Annotated in this window: 22 protein-coding genes; 10 read left to right on the top strand and 12 right to left on the bottom strand. The window is 70.0% G+C overall.

All coding sequences use genetic code 11. The features are described 5' to 3' along the window. Position 1: 1 nt before the first annotated feature. Complete coding sequence (locus tag E3T33_RS07370) at positions 2 to 1390, bottom strand: polysaccharide biosynthesis protein (protein WP_134575051.1); 1389 nt, start codon at positions 1388 to 1390, stop codon at positions 2 to 4. Positions 1391 to 1487: 97 nt separating this feature from the next. Next, entirely contained in the window at positions 1488 to 3719 is a 2232-nt protein-coding gene (locus E3T33_RS07365) for a cell wall-binding repeat-containing protein (protein WP_134575050.1), read from the bottom strand. Between the two features lie 152 nt (positions 3720 to 3871). Between E3T33_RS07365 and E3T33_RS07360 the strand changes: the two genes are divergently transcribed. Together E3T33_RS07360 and E3T33_RS07355 are read left to right on the top strand one after the other, a co-directional pair. Further along, entirely contained in the window at positions 3872 to 5032 is a 1161-nt protein-coding gene (locus E3T33_RS07360; RefSeq protein ID WP_134575049.1) for a glycosyltransferase family 1 protein, read from the top strand. Positions 5033 to 5064: 32 nt separating this feature from the next. Further along, the gene (locus tag E3T33_RS07355; protein WP_092323157.1) at positions 5065 to 6249 is read left to right on the top strand and encodes an acyltransferase; all 1185 of its coding nucleotides are present in this window, start codon (positions 5065 to 5067) and stop codon (positions 6247 to 6249) included. A gap of 78 nt (positions 6250 to 6327) precedes the next feature. Here E3T33_RS07355 and E3T33_RS07350 read toward each other — a convergent pair whose 3' ends face one another. The 3 genes from E3T33_RS07350 to E3T33_RS07340 all read right to left on the bottom strand — a co-directional run bounded on the left by E3T33_RS07350 (position 6328) and on the right by E3T33_RS07340 (position 9379). Beyond that, positions 6328 to 7692: an LCP family protein gene (locus E3T33_RS07350; RefSeq protein ID WP_241982860.1), complete on the bottom strand. Its 1365-nt coding sequence runs from the start codon at positions 7690 to 7692 to the stop codon at positions 6328 to 6330. Next, positions 7689 to 8156, bottom strand: coding sequence for a 5-(carboxyamino)imidazole ribonucleotide mutase (gene purE / locus E3T33_RS07345; protein WP_092323224.1), 468 nt, complete (start codon positions 8154 to 8156; stop codon positions 7689 to 7691). The genes E3T33_RS07350 and purE overlap by 4 nt, the downstream gene beginning before the upstream one ends. A gap of 86 nt (positions 8157 to 8242) precedes the next feature. Next, positions 8243 to 9379, bottom strand: a complete 1137-nt coding sequence (locus E3T33_RS07340) for a 5-(carboxyamino)imidazole ribonucleotide synthase (protein ID WP_092323158.1) — start codon at positions 9377 to 9379, stop codon at positions 8243 to 8245. Positions 9380 to 9523: 144 nt separating this feature from the next. On the opposite strand from E3T33_RS07340, the gene E3T33_RS07335 reads away from it, so the two are divergent. Then, on the top strand, positions 9524 to 10060 hold the full coding sequence (locus tag E3T33_RS07335) for a GtrA family protein (RefSeq protein WP_134575048.1): 537 nt from the start codon (positions 9524 to 9526) through the stop codon (positions 10058 to 10060). On the opposite strand, the gene E3T33_RS07330 is transcribed toward E3T33_RS07335, so the two are convergent. After that, positions 10022 to 10687, bottom strand: coding sequence for a PH domain-containing protein (locus tag E3T33_RS07330; protein ID WP_134575047.1), 666 nt, complete (start codon positions 10685 to 10687; stop codon positions 10022 to 10024). The two genes, E3T33_RS07335 and E3T33_RS07330, sit on opposite strands and share 39 nt — an antisense overlap. A gap of 7 nt (positions 10688 to 10694) precedes the next feature. Further along, positions 10695 to 11546, bottom strand: coding sequence for a biotin--[acetyl-CoA-carboxylase] ligase (locus E3T33_RS07325; RefSeq protein WP_092323163.1), 852 nt, complete (start codon positions 11544 to 11546; stop codon positions 10695 to 10697). Positions 11547 to 11792: 246 nt separating this feature from the next. On the opposite strand from E3T33_RS07325, the gene E3T33_RS07320 reads away from it, so the two are divergent. Both E3T33_RS07320 and E3T33_RS07315 read left to right on the top strand, forming a co-directional pair. Next, entirely contained in the window at positions 11793 to 13364 is a 1572-nt protein-coding gene (locus E3T33_RS07320) for an acyl-CoA carboxylase subunit beta (RefSeq protein ID WP_134476548.1), read from the top strand. A 7-nt stretch (positions 13365 to 13371) separates the two neighbouring features. Beyond that, positions 13372 to 13611 carry an acyl-CoA carboxylase epsilon subunit gene (locus E3T33_RS07315; RefSeq protein ID WP_092323164.1) on the top strand — a complete coding sequence of 80 codons (240 nt, stop codon included), beginning with the start codon at positions 13372 to 13374 and terminating at the stop codon, positions 13609 to 13611. A 343-nt stretch (positions 13612 to 13954) separates the two neighbouring features. Here the strand turns inward: E3T33_RS07315 and E3T33_RS07310 are convergent, their stop codons facing one another. Genes E3T33_RS07310 through E3T33_RS07295 form a run of 4 tightly spaced genes read right to left on the bottom strand, consistent with a single transcriptional unit; the run spans position 13955 to position 18444 of the window. Beyond that, positions 13955 to 15013: a hypothetical protein gene (locus E3T33_RS07310; RefSeq protein WP_092323166.1), complete on the bottom strand. Its 1059-nt coding sequence runs from the start codon at positions 15011 to 15013 to the stop codon at positions 13955 to 13957. Next, complete coding sequence (locus tag E3T33_RS07305; RefSeq protein WP_134575046.1) at positions 15010 to 16341, bottom strand: ATP-binding protein; 1332 nt, start codon at positions 16339 to 16341, stop codon at positions 15010 to 15012. The genes E3T33_RS07310 and E3T33_RS07305 overlap by 4 nt, the downstream gene beginning before the upstream one ends. Before the next feature lie 40 nt (positions 16342 to 16381). Then, positions 16382 to 17089, bottom strand: coding sequence for a response regulator transcription factor (locus E3T33_RS07300; RefSeq protein WP_092323169.1), 708 nt, complete (start codon positions 17087 to 17089; stop codon positions 16382 to 16384). 41 nt (positions 17090 to 17130) lie between these two features. Then, a complete protein-coding gene (locus E3T33_RS07295; RefSeq protein ID WP_092323170.1) occupies positions 17131 to 18444 on the bottom strand; it encodes a TRAM domain-containing protein in 1314 nt (437 codons plus the stop codon). Positions 18445 to 18487: 43 nt separating this feature from the next. Here E3T33_RS07295 and E3T33_RS07290 point away from each other — a divergent pair, with 43 nt between their 5' ends. Both E3T33_RS07290 and E3T33_RS07285 read left to right on the top strand, forming a co-directional pair. Continuing rightward, positions 18488 to 19165 (top strand): nucleoside triphosphate pyrophosphatase, encoded by a 678-nt coding sequence (locus tag E3T33_RS07290; RefSeq protein ID WP_092323172.1) that lies wholly within the window; start codon positions 18488 to 18490, stop codon positions 19163 to 19165. Between the two features lie 100 nt (positions 19166 to 19265). Beyond that, a complete protein-coding gene (locus tag E3T33_RS07285; protein WP_134575045.1) occupies positions 19266 to 21038 on the top strand; it encodes a biotin carboxylase N-terminal domain-containing protein in 1773 nt (590 codons plus the stop codon). A gap of 90 nt (positions 21039 to 21128) precedes the next feature. Here the strand turns inward: E3T33_RS07285 and E3T33_RS07280 are convergent, their stop codons facing one another. After that, complete coding sequence (locus E3T33_RS07280) at positions 21129 to 22565, bottom strand: NAD(P)H-quinone dehydrogenase (RefSeq protein WP_134476329.1); 1437 nt, start codon at positions 22563 to 22565, stop codon at positions 21129 to 21131. A 117-nt stretch (positions 22566 to 22682) separates the two neighbouring features. Between E3T33_RS07280 and E3T33_RS07275 the strand changes: the two genes are divergently transcribed. The 3 genes from E3T33_RS07275 to E3T33_RS07265 form a co-directional block, all read left to right on the top strand. Then, a complete protein-coding gene (locus tag E3T33_RS07275) occupies positions 22683 to 23516 on the top strand; it encodes a purine-nucleoside phosphorylase (RefSeq protein ID WP_134575044.1) in 834 nt (277 codons plus the stop codon). Positions 23517 to 23593: 77 nt separating this feature from the next. Then, a complete protein-coding gene (locus E3T33_RS07270) occupies positions 23594 to 25261 on the top strand; it encodes a phospho-sugar mutase (RefSeq protein WP_241982864.1) in 1668 nt (555 codons plus the stop codon). A 36-nt stretch (positions 25262 to 25297) separates the two neighbouring features. Continuing rightward, a partial coding sequence (locus E3T33_RS07265) for a hypothetical protein (RefSeq protein ID WP_198417256.1) occupies positions 25298 to 25968 on the top strand: 671 nt, incomplete at its 3' end.

Below are 25968 nucleotides of genomic sequence, written 5' to 3'. Positions count from 1 at the left end.
TTCATTGGAGCGCGAATCCCATCCGCTTCAGGAAGTCGACGGCCAGGTCCGGCTTGATCGTGTACGCCCTGGTCTGGTCGAGGAACTCGTCCAGGGAGCGGATGAACGCCGACTCGTCGAAATCGATCTCGTCGCGGACGACGAAGATCTTGGGATTCTTAGTCGTGCCCACGTTGTCGGGTTCGTAGGTGAGTTCCTCGAACATCTTCTCGCCCGGCCGGAGCCCGGTGATCTCGATCGTGAGACTCGGATCGACGACCTTGACGAGGCTGCGCGCCAGATCGAGGATCTTCACGGGCTCACCCATGTCGAGCACGAAGATGTCGCTGTCGCTGCCCATCATTGCCGACTGGATGATGAGCTGGCTGGCTTCGTCGATGGTCATGAAGAAGCGGGTGACATCGGCATGCGTCACCGTGAGCGGGGCCTTCCGGGAAATCTGCTTCCGGAAGATCTGCATGACCGATCCGTTGCTCTGGATGACATTGCCGAAGCGCACGGCGTTGAACGTCGTGCCGTGCGACCCCTTGGCGAGGGCCTCCATCGTCATCTCGCCCAGTCGTTTCGTCGCACCCATCACATTGACCGGGTTGACGGCCTTGTCGGTCGACACGTAGACGAAATTGGGAACGGCGTGCGCGATGGCCAGCCGCATGAGGTTGAGGGTGCCCCACACGTTGTTGTTGATGGCTTCCAGCGGGTTCGCCTGCATCAGCGGCACGTGCTTGTACGCGGCGGCGTGGAAGATGATGTCCGGCCTGAAATCACCGATGATGGCGTCCAGCAGCGGTTCGTTCTTGACGTCGGCGATGTGGTATTCGATGTTCTCCTGTGCGGCGAGGTCCTGGCCGAGGAAGAACATGCCGTTTTCCCACCAGTCGACGCAGGCGATCGCGTCGGCGTTCATCCCGGCGATCTGCCGCACCAGCTGGGAGCCGATCGACCCGGCCGCCCCGGTCACCAGGACGCGTTTGCCGGCAAGAAACTGGCGGGAGGACTCCAGATCGTGCTTGACCGGCTCCCGGCCGACGAGGTCGAGCACATCGACGTCGGTGAGGTCCTCGATGTCGACGGTCTCGCGGGTCAGCGTGCTGTACGTGCGTGGGACGATCGCGAATTCGATGTCGTCCGTTGCGATGCTGTTGATGAAGTCACGCACGGTCTTCGACCCCACCGAGGGGATCGCGAAGTACACCGTCGCAATGCGGTGTTCGGCGATGACATCGTTGACGTCGCGCAGCGTGCCGAGAACCTCGGGCGCGGTGGACGAGTCATCCAGGTAGCCCACGACGTTGCCGCCGCGCAGGGCGATATTCCGGGCCAGTGCCGTGCCCGCAGTCCCGTGACCGATGATCAGGATGGGACTGTCGCTGTTCTGCAAAGTACTCACTGCGCAACTCTACAAGCACCCGCTGGGCGCCTCCCGGGGAGGGGCCGGGACAGCCGGTCGGGCAGTCTACGACTCGGGGCAGGTTGCGCCCGCGGCGCTAGCCGACATAGCCGGAGAGCCTGGCCGCGACGGCGTTGCTGACCGAACCGGGGCCGCCGAGCACGATGATACTGGCCGGATTGAGCCGGGCGAGTTCCGTCGCGATCGACGCGGGGATGCTGTCGGCCTCGACCAGCAGGATCGGCGCGCGCTTGCCTGCCGCCACCGGGGCGCCCGACAGCGCGTCCGGGAAGTTGCGCCCGTTTGCGATGTAGACCACAGTCCCGCCGGGAGCGAAGTTCGCCCGGGAGATGGCCGCCGACGCCGAGAACCGGTCCGGGCCGTACAGCCTGGCGACCGTGCCGGCCGTGTACTTCTTGAGCGTCGTCGCGACGGCGCCCGACACCGAACCCGGTCCGCCGAGCACGACGATCTTGCCGGGCTTGAGCCTGGCGAGTTCCTTCGCGATCGACGACGGGATGCTGCCGGGCTCGACCAGCAGGATGGGCGCGCCCTTGCCGGCCGCCACCGGGGCACCCGACAGGGCATCCGGGAAGTTCCGTCCGCTGGCGATGTAGACGACGGGCCGCCCGACAGCGAAGTTCGCCCGGGAGATCGCGGCCGACGCCGAGAACCGGTCGGCTCCCCACAACCGGGTGACCGTGCCGGCCGTGTACGACGTCAGTTTGGTGGCGACGGCGGACGACACCGATCCCGATCCGCCGAGCACGACGATCCTCCCCGGCTTGAGCCGGGCAAGTTCCGTCGCGATCGACGACGGGATGCTGCCGGCCTCGACCAGCAGGATGGGCGCGGCCTTGCCGGCCGCAACCGGGGCGCCCGACAGGGCATCCGGGAAGTTGCGTCCGCTGGCGATGTACGCCACCTCGACCCCCACCGGGAAGTTCTTTTTGGAGATGTCCGCCGACGCCGAGAAGCGGTCGGCGCCCCACAGGCGCGCGACCGGCGTCGAGAGGGTGACCGTCACCGACGCCAGCCCCCCGGCGATGGACTGCACGCTCACGCGCAGGCCGCCGGACCGGGTGGAGAGGCTCTGCCCCGGCTTGAGGTAGAGCTTGCTGCTGACGGCGTCCAGCTCGGGGGCGGGGTTGAGGAGCACGACCGAGGTCTGGTCGGCGCGCCGGGTGAGCACCCGCACGCCATTGTCGACGCCGAGGAAATTCATGTAGCCGGTTTCGTAGAGCGACCCGGCGTCAGCACCGCCGCCGCCGCGGAAATCGATGTAGTACACCTGGCCGGTGAGCGGGTCGGTGGCCTTGAGCGCCCGCCTGCCGCTGGCTGCGCCAGTGGACGCGAGCGTCGTCCGGGTGTCCTGGATGGCCGTGCCGGCCGGCAGCGTGATGCCCTGCACCTCCCCCGTGACCAGCGCGCCGAGCCGTTCCTTCTGCGTGACGTTGAGCGCGGTCGGCCGCGTGTTGGTGTAGAGCGTTCCGTCCCAGTTCATGGAGTTGGCGGAGCTCATCACGTCGTAGAAGTCCCCGTACTCCTCGTCCGAGCAGCCGTCGGAGTACGTGTTGTCCGCCTTCGAGTAGATCCCCTCGATGACCGAGGGGTCAGGGCACACGTGCGTGTTCGAGTGCTCCAGCCCCAGGTTGTGGCCGAACTCGTGGGCGACGATGTCGAGGGTGGTCGGGCCGGTGAGCTGGGCCCACATGGCCCCGCCGTTCGCCGTGCTCACCGCCGCGTCGAAACTTCCGATGGTGCCGACTCCGGCGCCGCCGCAGCCTTCCGGCACGAGCACCAGCAGGTGGTGCCCCTGCGCCGCCACGTAGTACTCGCCGTTGCGGCCGAAGAGCTTTGCCGCCTCGTCCCAGAGCCATCCGGGGTCGTCGTTGCAGCTGTAGTCGCTCGCGTAGCGCCGGATGGCGGCGTTGGCCGTCAGGGAGAGAACCTGCTTATTGCTCTGCGCCTTCCAGTACGCGCCCGTCTGCGCCACCAGGTCGCGCACCCCGGCGTCAGCCAGCAGCGGCGCCGGCGGGTTCGAGTCGCTCGGCGTCACGACGGCGACGTCGACCGTGTGCGCGCCCTGCAGGTACCCGGCCACCGGGATGTCGGATGGTGCTCCCCGGCGCGCCACAGGCGCTGCACCCAGGAAATCCGCGGGGCTGACGGTGTCGTCGCCGGCCAGGGTCGTGAGCGAGTCCTCGGCCGCAGGCGGCGCGGCCGGGGCTGCGGCGAGCGCGGCGGGCGCGCTCGGGATCAACCCGAGCCCCAGGATCGCCATGGTCAGGATCGCGACGTGGCGCCGCGCGGCTGGTCTGTGCATCATCGGTACTGCTCCCCCTGGGTGAGCAGCACCTGCTGCCCTCCCAGAAGTAAATCAGCAAATGCCCAGCGGCCGATAGGCCCGTTCTAGTGTCATCAGGTTGCCGCCGAACCGGCCAGCTAGAATCGGCAGGACCCTCGTCCCGAAAGAGAAACATGATCACCCTCCGCGTCATCGTCGACCAGATGATCGCGCCGGTTCCCGGCGGCATCGGTCGCTACACCGAGGAACTCACCCGGCAGCTGATCGCGACCGCGCCTGCCGACTGCTTCGTCGAGGGCATCGTCTCGTCGTCTTCCAGCGACCAGTACGAGTACGTCGAACGGACGCTGCCCGGTCTGTCCGGGCTGTACAAGACGACCCTCGCCCGCCGCGAGCTGGCGGCCGCCTGGCAGCTCGGCATGACCACCTCGCCCGGGCCGGGCCTGATCCACGCGACGGGCCTCCTCGCCCCGCTCCGCCGGCACGACCTGGCCGACGGCACCCAGCTGGCCGTGACCGTCCACGACGTGCTCGCCTGGACGCATCCGGAGGCGCTCACGCCGACGACCGTCGCCTGGACGAAGGCGATGCTGAAGCGCGCCCGCAAGCACGCCGACGCGGTCGTCGTGCCGAGCCACGCGGTCGCCGACCAGTTGTCGGAGATCGCCGACTTCGGGGACCGGGTGCGCGTGATCGGCGGCGCCGTGGCCAGCGGGCTCCGGCTTCCCACCGACTACCTCGTCTCCGGCACGCTCTCCTCGGGGGTGGCGGCCACCGAGGCTCTCGGGCTCCCGGCGGAATACATCCTCGCGGCGGGCACCCTCGAGCCGCGCAAGGCGATCACCGCGCTGATCACCGCCCTCGGGCTGCCCGGCGCGCCCGATCTGCCCCTCATCGTGCTCGGGCCGGATTCCTGGGGTGAGCTCGATATCGCCTCGGTGGCCGACGAGGCGGGCCTCGCGCCGGGCCGCGTGCGGGCGATGACCGGGCTGAGCGACGAGGAGCTCGCGGTCGTGATCTCCCGCGCCTCGGTCTTCGTCTTCCCGAGCCTGGAGGAGGGCTTCTCCACCCCGATCATCCAGGCCTTCCACTTCGGCACCCCGGTCGTGCATTCGGATGCCCCCGCCAACGTCGAAGCGGCCGGTGACGCCGGGTTCGTCGTCGAGCGGCAGGACGCGGCCGGCTACCCCGAACGGCTCGCCGCCGCGGTGTCCCGGGTGCTCGGCGACGCCGAGCTCGCCCGCAGGCTGAGCATCGCCGGCAGCGATCGGGCCAGGGCGTTCAGCTGGCGAGACTCGGCCGAGCGCGTCTGGCAGCTGCACGCCGACCTGTAGCCCGCCGCCTGGCGCACGGTAACCTAAAGCCTATGCATTCGTCCCCGACCGAGGTCCCGCGCGCCCGGCGCCTGGACTCCCTGACCGGACTGCGCTGGTGGGCCGCCTTCGGCGTCTTCCTGTTCCACATGAACAACCTGGCGCCACTTCCGATCTTTCCGATCCTCCGGTTCGGCAACTACGGGGTCATGTTCTTCTTCCTGCTCTCCGGGTTCGTCCTGACCTGGTCCGCCAACGCGAAGGTCTCCCCGACGACGTTCTGGTGGCGCCGCTTCGCACGGATCTACCCCGCCTACCTCGTGGCGCTGATCATCGCGATCCCGGTGTTCTACAGCTTCGCCCCCGACCCCGCGGACTGGTGGGTCAAGCCGGTCGACGTGGGCATCCTGCTGCTGTCGGTCGTGCTGCTGCAGGGCTGGTCGAAGGATCCCGTGGTGCTGTTCTCGGGCAACCCGGCCGGCTGGACGCTGACGTTCGAGTCCTTCTTCTATGCCCTGCACCCGGCCCTGAACACGTTCCTGCGGATGCTGCGGCTGCGTGGAACGCTGATCGCGGCGCTGGCCATCGTCGTGCTCAGCTTCGGCTACCGGGCCGCGAGCCTGGCCTGGCCGGGAACGTTCGTGACCGACATCCCGTGGCCGGTCGTGCGGCTGAGCGAGTTCGCGCTCGGCATGACCGCCGCGCACGCCATGCGCCTCGGCTGGACCACACGGCTCTCCCCCATCGTCATGTACCTCGCCGGCGGCTTGTTCATCGCCTGGTACGTGCTTCCGCCCATCCTGCTCAGTCCCGCGAACGCCGAGATCGTCGGCGGCGGGGCCATCGGCCTGGCCGTGCGCAGCAGCACCAACGAGTGGATGCTGCTGCTCTGCGCCCTGCTCGTGGTGACGGTCGCGTCCCGGGACGTCCGCGGCGGCCGGTCGATCCTGCGCAGCAAGCCCCTGGTGAAGCTCGGCGAGTGGTCGTACACGTTTTACCTCGTGCACGCCACCGGGATCTACATTGTGCTGGCCCAGGTCGGCCCGCAGCCCTACAGCCGGTGGAGCATCCTGTGGTACGTGGGAATGCTCGCCCTGGCGCTGATGATGTCGGCGGCCCTGCACTACGCCGTCGAGAAGCCCTGCGAACGGTTCCTGCGCAGCCGCTGGGACGCCCGGCTCGCCCGCCGCGAGGCCGCCCGGGTGGCCGCCCTCGCCCCCGATCCCGTCACCACCTGACCCGCGAAACCGCAGTTGTGCGCGTTATTCGCGTGTTTTAGCGCGCACAACTGCGGTTTCGCGGGGACTTGCGGGGCGTTAGGGGGCGGGCGTGGGAGAGGCGGGGGGCGCGAGGGCTTTGTCGATCAGAGAACGGATGTAGTCGTAGTCGGGATCTTCCGGGTTGACGTCGTTCTCCGGCACGAGCTCGACCGAGTTGATCGGCTGCTTCTTCGTCTTCGAGGCCAGGTCGACGAAGTAGCCCAGCATGCCCTGCGGGACATCCGTCTTCACGACCTGGGCGCCGGCCGTGGCTACGGCCTGGAACTTGGTCAGCACGTTGGCCGGGTTGAACTGCTTGAGGATCGCCTCCTGGAGCACCCGCTGGCGGGCCATCCGGTCGTAGTCGCTCGTGCCGTGGCGGGCCCGGCCGTACCAGAGCGCGGTGTACCCGTCCATGTGCTGCTGCCCGGCCTCGACCCAGCCGTCGACGTTGTTGAACTGCTCGTCGCCGCCGATCGGCAGGCGCTCCTTGACATTGATGTCCACGCCGCCGAGCGCGTCGATGAGGTCGGTGAAGCCCTGCATGTCGATCAGCACGTAGTACTGGATGCTCAGGCCGGTGACGCCCTGGGCGGCGTCCCGCATGGCCTCGATGCCGGGCGAGCTGGCCTGGGCGGCCGCGTCGGGGTACAGCTCTGGGCGCTTGAGTTCCATCTCGGTGTAGATGGAGTTGAGCATGCAGGCGGAGACGTCGCATCCGTCGATGGCGCCGTAGCCCTCCGGGTAGATGTCCGCGAGCGGGGAGTCGGCCGGGAAGGGCACGTTCTCGAGGTCCCGGGGCAGGCCGATCATGGTGGCCTGGCCGGTCTTGGCATCGATGCTGACCACGGAAATGCTGTCGGGGCGCAGGCCGTCGCGGCCGGGTCCGGCGTCGCCGCCGAGCAGCAGGATGTTGTACCGGCCGTCGACGGGCGGCTCCGACGGCCCGGCGGAGAACACGGACGACAGGAAACCACTCGCCGTGGTCGCCACATAGGCCCCGTAGGCGGCGGTGCCGCTGGTGAACGCCATCAGCACGACCGCCAGGCCGGCGATGATCGGCCGGGCCTTCGGCGAGGTGCGCACGAGGCGGGCCAGCCGGATGGTGTCGATGCTGAGCACCGCCCAGGCGACCGCGCAGAAGGCGAGCGCCAGCGCGGCGATCCACAGGCCGATCGTGCTCGTGAAGACCGTGAGCACGACCTGCGGCCAGAGCACCCAGGCGACGCCGGCAATGATGCCCAGGATGAGCACGGTCAGGGTCAGGCGCAGGCCGAAACGGCCGAGTTTTCGGTTTCCGGCCAGCACCTGCGGCGAACCGGGCAGCACCGTGTTGAGCACGACGAGCCACCAGGCTCGCTTGGTCATCACGGGCGCGGATCGGGCATCCGGGTAGCGGATCGGGCTTCGGGCGCTGCTCATAGCCTGGCTTGCAGGTCCCGGTTCTTCTGCTCGACCTGTGCGGCGAGCGCCTCCGCGTAGCCGGCCAGCTTGAGTCGGAGGGAGTCATCGGCGGTGGCGAGGATCTTGACCGCGATCAGCCCGGCGTTGCGCGCGCCGCCGATCGACACGGTCGCGACGGGGACGCCGGCCGGCATCTGCACGATGGAGAGCAGGGAATCGAGGCCGTCGAGCCGGCCCAGCGGCACGGGCACGCCCACGACGGGCAGGGTGGTGACCGAGGCGAGCATGCCGGGCAGGTGCGCGGCGCCCCCGGCCCCGGCGATGATGACCTTCAGTCCGCGCTCATGGGCGCTCTTGCCGTAGGCGATCATCTTCTCCGGGGTGCGGTGCGCGGACACGACCTGCACCTCGTGCGGCACTCCGAAGTCGCGCAGCAGCTGGGCCGCGTCGCTCATCACCGGCCAATCCGAATCGGAGCCCATGACGACCCCGACCAGGGGCGCACCGGCGCTGCCGAACGGGGAGGTCTCATTCACGGGGTTCTCTGGCACGCAGACGATCTTAGGCGTCAGTCCTGAAAGAGCGCCGCAGTGGCACGCGCCTGGTAGGCGACTTCGTCCAAATCGTGACCGCTCGCGGTGACGTGGCCGACCTTGCGTCCGGGCCGCGGATCCTTGCCGTAGTTGTGCATCTTCACGCCCGGATGCGCCGCGAAGGCCGCCTCGTACCGGTCGTCGAGCGAGCCCGTCGCCGGGCCGCCGAGGATGTTCACCATGACCGACCACGGTTCGCGGGACTCGGTGGCGCCGAGCGGGAGGTCGAGCACGGCCCGGAGGTGCTGCTCGAACTGGCTCGTCGTCGAGCCCTCCATCGACCAGTGACCGCTGTTGTGCGGGCGCATGGCCAGTTCATTGATCAGCACCCGCTCATCCGTCGTCTCGAACAGTTCGACGGCGAGCACGCCCGTCACGCCGAGTCCGTTCGCGACGGCCATGCCGATCTCGGCCGCCACCTCGATGAGCCGCCCGGGTGCCTGCGGGGCCGGGGAGATGACCTCGGCGCAGACGCCGTCCCGCTGCACGGTCTCCACGACCGGCCAGGCCCGGGTCTCGCCGGACGGGCGCCTGGCCACCAGCTGGGCCAGTTCCCGGCGGAAGTCGACGAGCTCTTCGACGAGCAGCGCGCCGTCGTTGGCGTCTTCGGCGAGCGCCGCGAACCAGTCGTCGGCCTCGTGTTCGTGGGTGATCATCCGCACGCCCTTGCCGTCGTAGCCGCCGCGGGCGGTCTTGAGCACCGCGCGGCCGCCGTGCTCGGCCAGGAACGCGGCGAGCTGGTCGGTGTTCTCCACCCGCGCCCAGTCGGGCACCGGCAGCCCCAGCTCGGTCAGTCGTTCACGCATGAGCAGTTTGTCCTGCGCGTAGAGCAGCGCGTCCGGCCCGGGGTGCACGGCCACGCCGCGCTGCACGAGCTCCCGCAGGATCTCCTGCGGCACGTGCTCGTGGTCGAAGGTGATCACGTCGACGGTGTCGGCGAAGGCGAGCACGACGTCGCGGTCGCGGTAGTCGCCGATTTGGACCGCGGCCAGCCCGGCCGCCATGCCCTCGTTCTCGGCGAGCACGCGGATGTCGATCCCGAGGTTCACCGCGGCAGGGATCATCATCCGGGCCAGCTGGCCACCACCGATGACGCCAACAGTCCTAGCCATAATCTCCACCAATTCCTGTGCGAACCTTCATTCGGCCCGGAGTCAACTCTCAGCCTGTGATCCCGACCTCGCCATAGACTGCGGGTCGCGGAGTTCTATCCTCGCTCACAGATCCATCTTCCTATACCCAGCCCGGACGGACGCATGTCGACAAACGCGGTCACCAGGAGCCGCCTCCTGGCCTTCGCCGGCCAGCTCGGCAAGTTCGGGGCCGTCGGGCTCGTGGGATTCGTGGTGGACGTCACCGTGTTCAACCTGCTCCGCAGCACCGTTTTCGATCCGGAGATCGTGCATGCCGGACCGATCTACGCGAAGATCGTGTCCACCGTGCTGGCCATCCTCGCCAACTGGATCGGCAACCGCTACTGGACCTTCGGCACGTCCCGCCGGCCGCGGGCGTTGCGTGAGGGGCTCGAATTCTTCGCCGTCAGCCTGGTGGGCATGGGTATCGGGCTGTTCTGCCTGTGGCTCAGCCATTACGTGCTCGGCTACACCAGCATCATCGCCGACAACGTGTCCTCGAATGTGATCGGCCTCGGCCTGGGCGCCGTCTTCCGGTTCACGCTCTACCGTTATTGGGTCTTCGCCCCTGGCCGCGTCGACGCCGCGCCTGCCGCGCCTGCCGCGCCTGCGGTCGATCGGCTAACGGCCGGCCCACGGGGGCTGGTCGGGGAGCGCTGACTGTTCCTGGCGTCGTGACCCGATCACGGTCTGCGACTCCTGCATCAGCTCGTGCAGCACCTGCTGCACCAGGTCGGCGCTCGGCACATCCTTCAGCACGAGCGGATGCTCCAGCCCCGAGTTGACGAGCACGTCGCCGGAGCGGAACGAGGCCTGCAGCCAGTTCTGGCGTACCGTCACGTCGTAGCCGCGACCGTGCAGCAGCTCCTGGCGGCTGCGCACGAAGAACCCGTGCCGAAAGATGATGCGCCGGGTGGTGATCGTGTACCGCCGGTTCAGCCACGAGGCCAGGGGCAGGAGCCAGAGCAACACGACGACCGCCGCGGCCAGCACGATGAGGCCGGTGTTCTGCCAGTCTTCGGGCAGGTTCCCGTAGAAGTATCCGGTGGCGCCGCAGACGAGCAGGAGCGCCACGGTCGGCCAGAAGAGACGCCGGGCGTGCGGGCGGAGCCGGGCGACGACTCGTTCGGCGGGCGAAAAGCCGGCGGGCGACGAGCCGGCGAGAGAGGAGCCGGAGGTGGCCGCGGCCGCCGGGGAGGGCGAGGACCCGCGCGTGGCGGACAGGGGTGTGGTCGCCCACTGCTCCGTCGATCCCGCCGCGGACGCAGCCCCTGCACTTTTCGTCATACCTCCATTAATACCGTAGGTGGGTCACATCGCCCGCGGCGACGGCCTGCAGCTCGCCATTCGCGTGGTCCTCGACGATCAACCGTCCGTGCGTGTCGAGGGCGATTGCGGTGCCGATCAGGTCGGTCCCGCCGGGCAGCTCCACCCTCACCGGGGAGCCGAGTGTTCCGCACAGTTCGGTGACCTGCTCGAGCAGGCCGCTGGCCACGGCATCCCCGCCGGCGGCGGTGAACGCGCCCGCGAGGTCCCGCAGCTCGGTGAGGTAGCGTGCGAGCACGGCATCCGGGCTCGGGCTGCTGCCCGTGACCAGCAGGAGCGAGGTCGAGGTGAGGGTGGGCAGGTCGTGTTCGTCAAGGCTCAGGTTCAGGCCGGTCCCGATGATGAGGCCGCGGGCATCCGGCAGGAGTTCGGACAGGACGCCGGACACCTTGTAGCCGTCGATGAGCACGTCGTTGGGCCATTTGAGGGTGACCTCGTGCCGGGGCGCGTCCTCGCCCGGCGCGTCGGAGGGCCGGGGCCGGGCGGCGCTGGCCTCGACGACGCCCCGCACGGCCCTGGTCATCGCCGCCCCGGCGAGCAGCGGGAACCAGCCGAGCTGGTCGGGCGGCAGGGGCTGGCCGCCGCGTGTCGTCGGGCGCAGGATCACCGAGATGGCGAGCGACTTGCCGGTCGGCGCGAGCCAGGTGCGGCCGAGCCGGCCGCGGCCGCGAGTCTGGTTGTCGGTGACGACCACCGACAGGTTGGGCCAGGCGGCGGCATCCGGCCCACTTGCGTGCCCGGCCATGACGTCGTTCGTCGAGCCGACCTCGGCCAGGTATTCCAGCCGCGGGGCGACCTTGCTGCTGAGTGGAAACTCCATGCGCACCTCTTCCCGGGGCTAACTCAGGCTATTCTGCCGAATCGGTGCCGAAAGACCGAGTTTCGGGCCCCAGTTCCCGGATTCTCCTGAGTTGACCCCGGGAGGGGAAGTGTTGGCCGCGGGAGGGGAAGGGGAACCGACCAGCGAAACGGGCGATCTTTGTGGAGAATCGTCAACGGGTGCCGCCACGGGCTGGCCGGTAGAGTGAACCGCGTGACTGAGAACTCGCCCGATTCGGGCCCCGACATGTACACGACCGCGGGAAAGCTCGCCGACCTCAAAGCGCGCTACCACGAGGCCGTGACCGCCAGCGGCGAGGCGGCCATCGAGAAGCAGCACTCCAAGGGCAAGATGACCGCCCGCGAGCGCGTCAACATGCTGCTCGACTCCGGCTCCTTCGTCGAGATCGACGAATTCGTGCGCCACCGCACCGTCGCCTTCGGCATGGAGAAGAAACGGCCCTACGGCGACGCCGTCGTCACCGGCACCGGCACCATCCACGGCCGCCAGGTCTGCGTCTACTCGCAGGACTTCACCATCTTCGGCGGCTCGCTCGGCGAGGTCGCCGGCGAGAAGATCATCAAGGTGATGGACCTCGCGCTGAAGACCGGCGTGCCGATCATCGGCATCCTCGATTCCGGCGGAGCGCGCATCCAGGAGGGCGTCGTCGCCCTCGGCAAGTACGGCGAGATCTTCCGGCGCAACACGGCGGCATCCGGCGTGATCCCGCAGATCTCGATCATCTGCGGCCCCGCCGCGGGCGGCGCGGTCTACTCCCCCGCCCTGACCGACTTCGTGATCATGGTCGACAAGACCAGCCAGATGTTCGTCACCGGCCCCGATGTGATCAAGACCGTCACCGGCGAGGATGTCGGCATGGAGGAGCTCGGCGGCGCGCTCACCCACAACACGGTGTCCGGCGTCTCGCACTACCTCGCCAGCGACGAGCCCGACGCCCTGGACTACGCGCGAACCCTGCTCAGCTTCCTGCCGGACAACAACCTGGCCGAGCTGCCGGTGTTCGACAGCGAGGCCGAGCTGGAGATCACCGACGCCGACCACAAGCTCAACACGATCATTCCCGACTCGCCGAACCAGCCGTACGACGTGAAGACGGTCATCGAGAGCCTCGTCGACCACGGCGACTTCCTCGAGACCCAGCCGCTGTTCGCGCCGAACATCGTCGTCGGCTTCGCCCGGATCGACGGCCGCTCGGTCGGCATCGTGGCCAACCAGCCGCTCGCCATGGCCGGAACCCTGAACATCCAGGCCGGCGAGAAGTCGGCCCGGTTCGTCCGGTTCTGCGACGCCTTCTCGATCCCGATCCTCACCCTCGTCGATGTGCCCGGCTTCCTGCCCGGCACCGACCAGGAATGGACCGGCGTCATCCGCCGCGGCGCGAAGCTGCTCTACGCCTACGCCGAGGCGACCGTTCCGCTGGTGACCGTCATCCTCCGGAAGGCCTACGGCGGCGCGTACATCGTGATGGGGTCCAAGCAGCTCGGCGCGGACATCAACCTCGCCTGGCCGACCGCGGAGATCGCGGTCATGGGCGGCCAGGGCGCCGTCAACATCCTCTACCGTGCCGAGATCAAGAAGGCGGAGGCAGCGAACGAGGATGTCGCCGCCGTGCGCACGCGCCTGGCCAACGAGTACACGTACAACGTGGCCAGCCCGTTCCTGGCGGCCGAGCGCGGCGAGCTTGACGGCGTCATCGAGCCGGCCGCGACCCGGGTCGCGATCACGAAGGCCCTGCGCGCGCTGCGCACCAAGCGGGCCAGCCTGCCGCCCAAGAAGCACGGGAACATTCCGCTGTAGCGGCGCCATGACTGCCTCAACGAATTCAGCCGATTTCGATCCGTCGGAGCTCGCCTTCGTGACCCGTCGGGTCACCGACGCCGAGGCATCCGCGGTGACCGCCGTGCTGCGCGGCGTGCTCCAGGAGGAGTCCGACGGCATCCGCGCGGCCCCCGAGCGCGGGCAGAGCGCCTGGCAGGTCAGCCAGCGCGGCATCCGCGGCCCGATGACGCCCGGCCACGGCCGCTGGCGCGGCTTCTCGGCCTGAGGCCGCCGCCGCGCACCCTCTCGGGGCCGCGCGGTAGACGCGGAATGTCCCCTAAAATGCCGACTGTGCGGGGGCTCGCCGCTCCTCCAGGATGAGTATTGCCCGGTGCGCCTCTCGCAGGCACACCACCCACCGCTCGGCGACTAGGGTAAGTAACCGATTCGGCTGGGGGCTCGTCAGGGTGGCATTCGGGTTGTCGCTCTGGCCCAGAATGCGAAAGGGGACCAACCTCACGGCTGGTCCCCTTTCGCATTCCTCATCGCGCATCCATCGTCGCGCCGAACTGTGAGTTTGGCACCTTCCCGGGCGCCCGGAAGGTGCCAAACTCACAGTTCGGCGAAGGTCAGCGGCCCTGCGCGCGCGGGTCGGGCTGAGCGCGCGGGATTTCGAGCCAGAGGTAGACTTCCTCGCCGGGCGTGTCCTGGCCAAGCGCGCTGACGCTCGGGTCGGCGCTGCTCGTGTCTGCGCCGCTCAGGCCGACCACGGTGACCGCGGTGTCCGAGCCGTTCGCCGAGGTGCGAGCGATGATCTTGTCGGCCGTGGTGCGGCCGATCGCGTCCGCGAGCCGGTTGAGCACGCCGTCCAGTTCGCTCCCGCAGAGGTCGTCAATGGTGCCCTCGTCGAGCAGTGTGACGACCGCGCCGCGCCGCCTGGCGGCCATGACGTTCTGGCGCACGGCGTCATTGAGCAGCTTGCGGCCACGGATTTCATCGCGGACGGCAGCCTCCAGGTATCGGCATTCCTGCCGTTCCGCTTCGCTCAGTGCGCCGCCGACCTCGACGATCCGGCGCAACATCGGTGCCGCCAGTCGGATGGTGTGGGCGAGCCGAACCTGCCGTTCGTCGAGGTGAGCCTCCTGCGCTGCCTGCCACTCCGTCGCTTCGCGTTCCGCGAGGGCGTACTGCCGGGCGTCGCGGCCGGCTTTGGCGAGCGCCCGCGAGGTGAGGATTGCGACGACCACCCAGACCGCGCTCCCGATGACTCCCATTGACGCCAGGGCACCCGGGCCTGCCCAGACGATGGTGTGCACCATCAGGAAGATCACTCCGACGAGGGACGGGCCCTGCTGCTTCCGGGTGGCCGTGATCGTCATAAGCGTTCCGACGGCGGCCACGTACCAGGTAGCGTACCCGTTAGCCGAGGACGAGCCATCCAGCTGGCTGCCCACGAGCAGCGGCAGGGAGGCGCAGACCGCGACATTGAAGAGCGCCAGCGAGAGCGGCATCCGCACCGGGCCGGACGGCCACAGGCTCAGTGTGGTCGCGACGACGTACAGACCGATCGCGACGATCGCCGGGGCGGGGTGGTACGCCACGCCGAGCGAATAGATGCCGAGCACGACGTGGTAGGCCGAGAACAGGGCGGCCAGTCCAACGACGAGCCCTCGGGGGACGGTGATCATGCCGTCGGCCCCGCGTCGGTCGGTGCGGCATCCGCGAGGGGGAGCAGCGGAAGCTCCTCGGACGGGACCAGCCCGACCAGGGGGTCGGCCGCCCCCGCCGACCGCGGCCAGTCAATGACGATCCTGGTCCCCCGGCCGACGCCCGTGCGTACGACGACCGAGCCCCCGGCGCTCGTGACGCGCTCCTGGATCGAGACGCGCAGGCCGAGGCGCTCGCCCGGCACCAGCGCGGGGTCGAACCCGACACCGGTGTCGGCGATCTCGATGGTGCATCCGCCCCGCGCGTTGGGGCCCATCGTGAGCGTCCGGGCAACGGCTGCCCCGGCCGTCCCGGCGTGCTCAAGACTGTTCACCATCGCCTGGACGCTCGCCGAATAAAGGGCTTCGGCCGCGTGAACGGGCACCGTCGCCGCGCCCAGGTCCTGCTCCGTCACGACGAACGAGCTGGCGATCGCGGCCGCCGCATCCCGGATGCGCCGACTGAGGACCTCGAACGGGATCACCGTCTCGTCGCTCACGGACGCCGAACCGGCTTCCTCCAGGCGGTCGAGCGAGTTCCGGGCCATCACCGCGGCCAGGCGGGCCGCCGTCGCGTTGCGGGCCCCCGCGGCGGACAGGAGGGTGGCGAGCACGGTGTCGTGCACGATCGAGTCGACCTCGACCCGTTCACTCTCGGTGGCGTGCTGGCGCACCGCGAGGGCGTACCGGTCGAGCGCATTCAGCTGCGCGGCATCCACCGCCGCCGCGGCCTGGCGAAGCATGGCGATGATGATCAGCACGACCAGGCCCAGCAGCATCGCGTACACCGCGTCGAGCGAGGCGAGCAGGCCGTCTGCGCCGCCGCCGGAGGGCGTCACCCGCAGGACGCCGTACAGGACCGGGATGGCCAGCGTGTACCCGGCCGCCCAGAACAGCGGGAAAGCGATCGCGGCGCACGAGGTGGCGACGGTGCAGAGGAACCAGAGCCAGGGCACCCCGTCGAGGACCTGCTCGGGATCGCGCATCAGGAACGGCCAGGCCATGAGGGCCAGCAGGTAGATCATGGCGACGGAGCCGGTGGCGGTCTTGATGCCCACCTTGAACGTCGTGGCGAGCACGACGAAGCCGAGGGCCACAGCGAGGATCACGGGCCCGATCACGCCCACCGCCGGCAGGCGAACCTGAAGCTGTTCGATCATGACCGGCAGCGCCTGCAGGGCGAAGACCACGCCGACCCCGGCCACCGACCGGGAGACAACCGTTTCGATCTGAGCGCGGCTGATCGGCTTGCGCGGTTGCCTGGCCTTGCCGAGAAGTTCCACCTCGAGCGGGTCCGCGCCGAAGGCCACTGACCGGACCGTGCCGCCGTCGCCCGGGGACGGCGCGGGCCTAGGCGCGCGCATCCCCGCCATCCGGGTCGAGCCCGGGGAGGATGCCGTCTTCCACGGCGCGCCGGAGCAGGTCCACCTTGGTGGGGGCCGGCCGGCCGACCTCGATGTACTTCACCCGGATGCGGTCGAGGTACTCGCGGGCGGTCGAATGCGCGATGCCGAGCTGCATGGCAACCATCTTGAGCGGCAGGCCGGAGGCGTACAGGTGCAGGACATCCCGTTCGCGGCGGCCAAGCTGTGCCTTGGCGAAATCGCTGTCGGCGTCGATGGCCGTGGCCCACTCGAGGTTGTTGAGCACATCGCCGCGCGCCACGGTGGCGACGGCGGCCATGACCGTCGCGGTCGCGGACGATTTCGGGATGACCCCGGCCGCGCCGGCGGCGAGCGCCTCACGCACGAGGGCGACCCGGTCCGCGATGCTGTGCACGAGCACCGACGAACCCGTGCTCTGGGCGAGTCGCACATTCTCGGTCACGACCGAACCATCGCCGAGGGAGAGGTCGAGCACGATCACGTCGCAGGTGCGGTCGCCCAGGCCCTCGACGAAGTCGCGGGCGGAGGCGGCCGTGTGGATGACCTCGTAGCCCACGTTCTCACAGGCCGCCTTGAGTCCCAGCCGAACCGATTCGTGGTCGTCGATGATGCCGACCCGGACGGCCGTGCTCCCCGGCAACGGGGCTGTGGCTTCTGGTGTTATCTGGGTCACGTGAGTGGTGTCCTTTGTTTCGGTGTCCGGGCTAAGGATATCTACCTGGACAGCACTGCGACGGATTCAACGTGGTGGGTATTCGGAAACAGGTCGAAGGCGCGCAGCGCGCGGAGCTCGTAGCCGTGGCCGGCGAAGAGGGCGACGTCGCGCGCCAGGGCCACCGGGTCGCAGGCCACGTAGACGATCCGGCGCGGTCCGAGCGCTCCGAGCTGGTCGACGACGGCCTTGCCCGCGCCGGCCCGGGGAGGGTCGAGCACGACGGTGGCCGCCTGCTGCCGGCCGCGCTCCAGCGCGCCGGCGTCACGCACGATGCCCTGCAGGTACCGGTCGACCCGGTCGGTCTGCGCGCGGGCGCCGATCCAGTCGCTGAGGTTCTCGGCCGCGAAATCGGTCGCCTGCGGGTCGCTCTCGACCGAGGTGATGCGCACGTCGGAGCCGAAACGGTCCCCGACCGCCGCGGCGAGCAGCCCGACGCCGCCGTACAGGTCGAGGTTCGACGCGCGCGGGTCGAAGTCGGCCTCGTCGATGCTGTCCTGCACGGCCCGGTACAGGGTCTCCGCCGCCCTGGAGTGGACCTGCCAGAAGCCCGCCGCGTCGAGACGGAACTCGCGGTCGCCCACGACCTCGCGAATGACCTTGCGCGGGGTCGGCATGCGCTTGCCCCTGGCATCCTTCTCGGCGACGAGTACCTGCACGTCGCCGACGCTCGGGGCGACGACGTCGACGGATGCGGCCCCCGGGAAGCGGGTGTCGAGCGGCGCGGCCGCCTCCACGGACCGTTCGGCCAGGGGAAGGTCGCCCACGGCGATCACCCGGTGCGACCTCGCCGCGTACGGGCCGATCGACCCGTCGTCGGCAACGTGCAGGCGGATGCGCGTGCGCCAGCCGGTGCCGTCCATCGCGTCACCGGGCGACGCGTTGCGGCCGACCGGGACAGCCTCGACGGTGACATCCGATTCGACGCCCGCCATGCGCTGGAGGGCGTCGGCGAGCACCTGCCGCTTGAGTTCGCGCTGGAAGCCGAGCTCGATGTGCCCGAACTCGGCCCCGCCGGCGCGGTCCTCGGGGGCGCGCTCGATCGCGGCGGCCGACCACACGTGCGGCTGGCGCTCCGGCGCAGCACTCAGCACCGCGATGGTCTCCGCCCGCCAGAAGCTCTTCTTGTTGGCGTCGGTCAGCCGCGCCCGGACTCGTTCGCCGGGCAGGGTGTCGCTCACGAACACCACGCGACCCTCGTGCCGGGCGACGAAGATTCCGCCGTGGGCTACGTTGGTGACGTCGAGTTCGAGCTCGGTGCCCACCTCGGGTGCCTGACCGCTCGAATCCGCTTGAATGTTATTGCTCGAAACCATTCATTGAGCATCCCACACCGCTCGACATTGTACGAAGGACCCCATGCGCCTCTACCTCGCCTCGACCTCGCCGGCGCGACTCACGCTGCTGCGTTCGGCCGGGATCGAACCGGTGACGCTGGCCCCCGACGTCGACGAGCACGCGGTCGCTGCGGAGGCAGCCCGGGTGCAGGGAGCCCCGCTGACCCCGCACCACGTGGTGGAGCTGCTGGCCCGGGCCAAGGCCGAGGCCGTGTCGCGGGCCGGGAACGGGTCGGCGGACGGGGCGGCGGACGGGGCGGCGCCCATCGACGGCCTCATCCTGGGCGGGGACTCCGTCTTCGTGATCGACGGGGTCATCTACGGCAAACCGCACACGCCGGAGAAGGCCCGTGAGCGCTGGCACAACCAGCGCGGCCGCACGGGGCAGCTGTATTCGGGCCACTGGCTGATCGAGCAGCTGGGCGGCGCGCCCGGGCGGGCGGTCGGCGCGGTCGCCGTCGCCGACGTCACCTTCGCCGACGACATCGGCGACGATGAACTCGACGCGTACATCGCCACCGGCGAGCCCCTCTTCGTGGCGGGCGCCTTCACGATCGACAGCCTCGGCGGGCCGTTCATCACCCGCATTTCCGGCGACCCCTCTACGGTCGTCGGGCTGTCCCTGCCGACGCTGCGCCGGCTGGTTTCGGGTCTCGGATACTCGTGGCCGAGCCTGTGGAACCGCGCCGGGGCCCTCTGAGCGCTCGGGCAATCGTTGTAGGGATCCGCACTCCTTACCGGCACCTTTTTGTATGACGGAACCAAAGCCCGGCTCACCGCGCCGCCTAAGCTAGGTCACTGTGTCGCTTATAACGAAGGTCCTCATCGCCAACCGGGGCGAGATCGCCGTCCGGGTGATCCGCGCCGCGAAGGACAGCGGCATCCTCTCCGTCGCCGTCTACGCCGACCAGGATCGCGACGCCCTGCACGCGCGGCTCGCCGACGAGGCCTACGGCCTCGAGGGGACCACCAGCGCTGAAACGTACCTCGTGATCGAGAAGATCCTCTCCATTGCCCGCCGCTCCGGCGCCGACGCGGTGCACCCCGGCTACGGCTTCCTCGCCGAAAACGCCGCCTTCGCCCGCGCCATCATCGACGCCGGCCTGATCTGGATCGGCCCATCGGCCGAGGCGATCGAGAAGCTCGGCGACAAGGTGTCCGCCCGGCACGTGGCCGAGAAGGTGCACGCCCCGATGGCCCCGGGCACCCTCAATCCGGTCGTCGATGCATCCGAGGTGCTCGACTTCGTCGACGTGCATGGGCTGCCCGTCGCGATCAAGGCCGCCTTCGGTGGCGGCGGACGCGGCCTCAAGGTCGCCCGCACCCGCGAAGAAATCCCCGAGCTCTTCGATTCGGCCACGCGCGAGGCCGTGGCCGCGTTCGGTCGGGGAGAATGCTTCGTCGAGAAGTACCTGGACAAGCCCCGCCACGTGGAGACGCAGTGCCTCGCCGACGTGCACGGCAACGTGGTCGTCGTCTCCACCCGGGACTGCTCGCTCCAGCGGCGCCACCAGAAGCTGGTCGAAGAAGCGCCGGCTCCGTTCCTCACCGAGGCGCAGACCACCGAGATGTATCGCGCCTCGAAGGCCATCCTCGCCGAGGTCGGCTACGTGGGCGCCGGCACCTGCGAGTTCCTGATCGGCCAGGACGGCACCGTCTCGTTCCTCGAGGTCAACACCCGCCTGCAGGTCGAGCACCCCGTCTCCGAGGAGGTCACCGGAATCGACCTCGTCCGCGAGCAGTTCCGGATCGCGGAGGGCGGAGAGCTCACCTACGGTGACCCGGTCGCCGTCGGGCACTCCTTCGAATTCCGGATCAATGGCGAGGACGCCGGCCGCGGCTTCATGCCGGCTCCGGGCCCCGTGCACGTCTTCAAGCCCGCCGGCGGCCCTGGCGTGCGCGTCGACAGCGGCGTGCAGGCCGGCGACGAGATCTCGGGGTCGTTCGACTCCCTGCTCGCCAAGCTCATCGTCACCGGCGCCACCCGGGAAGAGGCCCTCGAGCGCTCCCGGCGCGCCCTGGACGAGTTCGAAGTGGCCGGGCTGCCGACCGTGCTGCCGTTCCACCGTGCGATCGTGCGCGACCCCGCGTTCGCCCCGGCCGACGGCGCACCGTTCTCGGTGTACACCCGGTGGATCGAAACCGAGTTCGAGAACACCATCGAACCGTGGAGCGGCACCCTGGAGGAGACCGCCGGACCGCAGAAGCGGCACAGCGTGGTCGTCGAGGTCGAGGGCAGGCGCATCGAAGTGTCCCTCCCCACGCGTCTGCTGCCCGGCGGCGCGGCCCAGGCCACCGGCGGCCCGGCTCCCCGCCGTCGCGCGGGCGCCCACGCCATCGACACGGCCACCGGCGACGCCGTCAAGTCGCCCATGCAGGCCACCATCGTGAAGATGCTCGTGGCCGTGGGCGACGCCGTCGTCAAGGGGGACCTGCTGCTGGTGCTCGAGGCGATGAAGATGGAGCAGCCGCTGATGGCGCACAAGGACGGCGTGATCGGCAGCGTTGGCGCCGAGGTCGGGACGACCGTGTCATCCGGCCATCTTCTGCTCACCGTCCTCGACGCTGCGTAGACCCCGCGAGTCTGCAGTTGTGCGCGTTATGAGCGCGTTTTAGCGCGCACAACTGCGGTTTCGCGGGGTATCGAGGGACGTTTGAAGAGGTTAGAGGACGACGTGCATGGCGCGGGCGGCATCCGTGATCGAGCCGGTGAGCGACGGGTAGACCGGGAACGCCTGCGCGACGTCGTCGACGGTGAGCCGGTGCTCCACCGCGAGGGCGAGCGGGAAGATCAGCTCGCTGGCCTTGGGGGCCACGATCACGCCGCCGATCACGGTGCCGCTGCCGGTGCGGGCGAACAGCTTCACGAAGCCGTCCTTGATGCCCATCATCTTGGCGCGGGGGTTCGAGGCGAGCGGCAGCTTGTAGATGTCGCCCTGCATGAGCCCCTCCTCGATCTGCTTCTGCGACCAGCCGACCGTCGCGATCTCCGGCTGGGTGAAGATGTTCGCGGCCACGTTGCGGATCTCGATCGGGTTGACCGCGTCGCCCATCGCGTGGAAGACGGCCGTGCGGCCCATCATCGACGCGACGGATGCCAGCGGCAGCTCGGTCGTGCAGTCCCCGGCCGCGTAGACGTTCGGCATCGACGTGCGGGCGACCCGGTTGACCCGGATGTGGCCGGAGTCGGCCAGCTGCACGCCCGCCTCCTCCAGGCCGATCCCGGCGGTGTTCGGCACGGAGCCGACCGCGATCAGGCAGTGGCTGCCCTCGACCGTGCGGCCGTCGGACAGGGTGGCGACGACGCCGCCGGCCGTGCGCTCGACCGAGGACGCGCGTGACTTGGACAGCACGACCATGCCGTTGCGCTTGAACACGTTCTCGATCACGTGCGCGGCGTCGGCGTCCTCGCCGGGCAGCACCTGGTCGCGGCTGGAGATGAGGGTGACCTTCGCGCCGAGGGCGCGGTAGGCGGAGGCGAACTCGGCGCCGGTGACGCCGGACCCGACGACGATCAGGTGCTCCGGCACGGCGCGCAGGTTGTAGAGCTGGGTCCAGGTGAGGATGCGTTCGCCGTCCGGCAGCGCCGACGGCAGGATGCGCGGGCTCGCGCCGACCGACACGACGATGGTGTCTGCGTCGATCCGGTCGAAGTCGGTGCCCGATTCGCCGTCCGCCGTGGACACGATGACGCCGCTGGTGCCGTCGAGCCGGCCGTGGCCCTGCACGAGGCGCACGCCGGCGTGCATGAGCGTGGCCTTCATGTCTTCGGACTGCTGCCGTGCCATGGCCAGAAGACGCTTGTTGACCGCGGTCAGGTTGATCGCAACCTCCGGCCGGGACGGCTTGCCGGTGTCCCCGCGCACGAAGAACTGCACCCCGAGGTCGGTGGCTTCGCCGATGGAGTTGGAGGCCTCGGCCGTGGCGATCAGGGACTTGGACGGCACGACATCCGTGAGCACTGCGGATCCGCCGACACCGACTCGCTCGACCAGGGTGACATCGGCTCCCTGCTGGGCGCCGGCAAGAGCCGCCTCGTAGCCGCCGGGCCCTCCGCCGAGTACGGCGATGCGTTGCTTGCGTTCAAACTCGTAGGCCATTGCTCTATTCTCTCGCTCCACGGCACCCCTCGCCAAACCGCGCCCTCGTCGGAACGCCACACCGCCCACATGTGAGCAACATGTCCGTCGAATTCGACAGGCAATTAGAGTGGTGGGATGCTCACGACCCCGACCAACCCGCTTGACCTGCCCGATGCCGATCCCTTTGAGATCGCCCGGATCGCCGCCGCGGAAATCGCCCGCATCACCGGGGCCCCGCGGCACGACGTCGCCCTCACCCTCGGCAGCGGCTGGGGCAGCGCCGCCGGCCTGATCGGCGAGACCACGCACACGATTCCCGCGCAGGAGATCACCGGGTTCGGCGCCCCCGCGCTGGAAGGGCACGGCGGCATGCTCCGCTCGGTGCTGCTGCCGAGCGGCAAGCGCGCGCTGGTGATCGGCGCGCGCACGCACTACTACGAGGGCCACGGCGTGCGACGGGTCGTGCACAGCGTGCGCACGGCCGCCGCCACCGGGGCGACCACGATGATCCTGACCAACGGGGCCGGCGGCATCCGCGAGACCTGGAAGCCGGGCACACCCGTGCTGATCAGCGACCACATCAACCTGACCGCGGATTCACCGCTCGAGGGAGCGACCTTCGTCGACCTGACCGACCTGTACTCGAGCCGGCTGCGCGACCTGGCCCGCACCATCGAACCGACCCTCGACGAGGGCGTGTACTGCCAGTTCCGCGGCCCGCACTACGAGACGCCCGCGGAGGTGCAGATGGCGAAGGTCATCGGCGGCCACATCGTCGGCATGTCGACCGCGCTCGAGGCGATTGCCGCCCGGCAGTCCGGCATGGAGATCCTCGGCATGTCCCTGATCACGAACCTCGCCGCCGGCATCCAGACGGAACCGCTCAGCCACGCCGAGGTGCTCGAGGCCGGCCGCGACGCCGAACCCGTGATCAGCGCTCTCCTCGCCCGGATCGTGGCCGCACTGTGAGCCCGGAGAACGGCGCCGGCCCCGGCGCGCGCGGGCGGCACTCCGCACCGACTGCCGCGGATGCCGTCGATCCGGTCATCGCCGCGGCCCGGGCGTGGCTCGGCCAGGATCCCGATCCCGAAACCCAGGGCGAACTCCGCCCGCTCGTCTCGTCGGCGGCCGCCGGCGACCCCGAGGCCCTCGCCGAGCTGCATTCCCGCTTCGACGAACGGCTCGCCTTCGGCACCGCCGGGCTGCGCGGGGCGATCGCGGCCGGCTCGAACCGGATGAACCGCGTGCTCGTCGCCCAGGCCGCCGCCGGCCTCGCCGCGTTCCTGGTCGCCCGCGCCCCGGAAGGCACCGTGCCCTCGGTCGTCGTGGGCTACGACGGCCGCAAGAACTCCTCCGTGTTCGCCACCGACACGGCGGCGCTGATGGCGGGCGCCGGGGTGCGCGCCATCCTGCTCCCCCGTTTGCTGCCGACCCCGGTGCTCGCGTTCGCCGTGCGGCACCTCGGCGCCAGCGCGGGCGTCATGGTGACGGCCTCGCACAACCCGCCCAACGACAACGGCTACAAGGTCTACCTCGGCGGGGAGAACGAGGGCTCGCAGATCGTGTCCCCCGACGACGCGGGCATCGCCGCCGAAATCCTGCGCGTCGCGGCCGAGCGCCTCGTGCCGGAGCTGCCCCGGGCCGCCTACGAGACCGCCCCCGAGTCGGTCGTGCAGGCCTACATCGAGGCGACCGCGAGCCTGGCGCCGCCGCCGCGCGCGCAGGTGAACGCCGTCTACACGGCTCTGCACGGCGTCGGCTGGGACACCACCCGCCGGGTGCTCGAGGCCGCCGGTTTCGACCTGCCGACCCTCGTCGACGCGCAGATCGCCCCGGATGCCGCGTTCCCCACCGTCGCCTTCCCGAACCCCGAGGAACCGGGAGCGATGGACCTCTCCTACGCCACCGCCCGGGAGGCCGGCGCCGAGCTGATCGTCGCCAACGACCCCGACGCCGACCGTCTCGCCATCGCCATCCCCGACGCCGACTCCCCGGACGGCTACCGCCGCCTGAGCGGCAACGAGGTGGGCGCGATCCTGGGCTGGCGCGCGGCCGAGATCGCCGCGAACTCGCCGGAGGGCACCACCGGAACCCTGGCCTGCTCGATCGTGTCCTCGCCCGCGCTGGCCTCCGTCGCCACGGCGTACGGCCTCGATTTCGTCGAGACCCTCACCGGTTTCAAGTGGGTTTCCCGCGCCCCGGCGCTGATCTTCGGCTACGAAGAGGCCCTCGGCTACCTCGTGAACCCCGCCGTGGTGCGCGACAAGGACGGCATCTCCGCCGCGCTTGCGTTCCTCGCCCTGGCCGGCGAGCTCAAGGCGGACGGTCTCACCGTCGCCGACCATCTCGACCGGTTCAGCGAGCGGTTCGGGCACTTCGCCTCCGGCCAGATCTCGGTGCGGGTCACCGACGTCGCGGAAATCGACCGGGTGATGGCGCGGCTGCGCGCGAATCCCCCCGAACTCGTGGGCAGCATCCGGGTCGATTCCATCGACGACCTCAGCCAGGGCGTCGGCGGGCTCCCGCCCAGCGACGTGCTGCGGATCCGCCTCGCCGACGGGTCCCGGGTGATGGTGCGCCCGAGCGGCACCGAACCCAAGCTCAAGGTCTACCTCGACACGCGCTCCTCGATCGGCACGGTGCCCGAGCGCAAGGCCGCCGCCGAGGCCACCCTCGCGGACCTCGACCGCGGCATGCGCGCCCTGATCGCCTAGCGTTCGACAGGCCCGGCGCGCTGCCATACTGGCGGCATGAGCACTCCGGGGGGAACGGCGCGGTACGTCGGTGAGGCGTGGCTCGGGTTCGTCGCGGTCGCCACGGCCGGCCTCGGCCTCGCACTCGCACTCGGTCTCGGCGCGGCGGCGGACCCCGCACTGGCGATGGCGGGAACCGTGCTCGGCCTCGGCGCCGCGCCCGCCCTGCTCCTGGTCGTGCTCGCAAGCTGGGCCGTTCGGTCCCGCCTCGTGCCGGCCCGCCACGCGGTGACCGCCGCCCTGCTCGGCGTGGCGGCCTGCACCGCCGGCACACTCGCAGCGGCCTCCTGGGCGGTCGGCTTCGATCTGGCGGACGGCCACCGGCCGTCCACCCCCTCCGCCGAGCTGTTCGCCGACCTGTTCCTCGTCTTCCTCGGCACGAACTGGCTGCTGGGCGCGGCCGCGGTCTTCACCGCCCTCGACGTCTTCGTCCGCCGGACGAGCCTCTCGCGCCCGCGCCGCGGGATCGTGGCCTGCCTGATCGCCGTGTTCGCCGCGCCGGCCATCGGGATGTCGTTCGTCGCGCCGGTCACCCCCGTGCTGGCGAGCATCGCGGTCACCGTGCTCGTGCTCTTCGCCGGTGCGCCGCGCGCGGCCCCCCGTGCCGCCGATTCCCCGGCTGCGGCTGCGGAGCCGGAGGGACGCGCCCCGGTCGGCCGCGCCCCGGC

This window comes from Cryobacterium sp. TMT1-2-1 (assembly GCF_004403955.1).
Taxonomy (GTDB): Bacteria; Actinomycetota; Actinomycetes; order Actinomycetales; family Microbacteriaceae; genus Cryobacterium; species Cryobacterium psychrotolerans.
The sequence above is the reverse complement of the archived record's forward strand: the minus strand, read 5'-3'. Positions and strand labels throughout refer to the sequence as shown.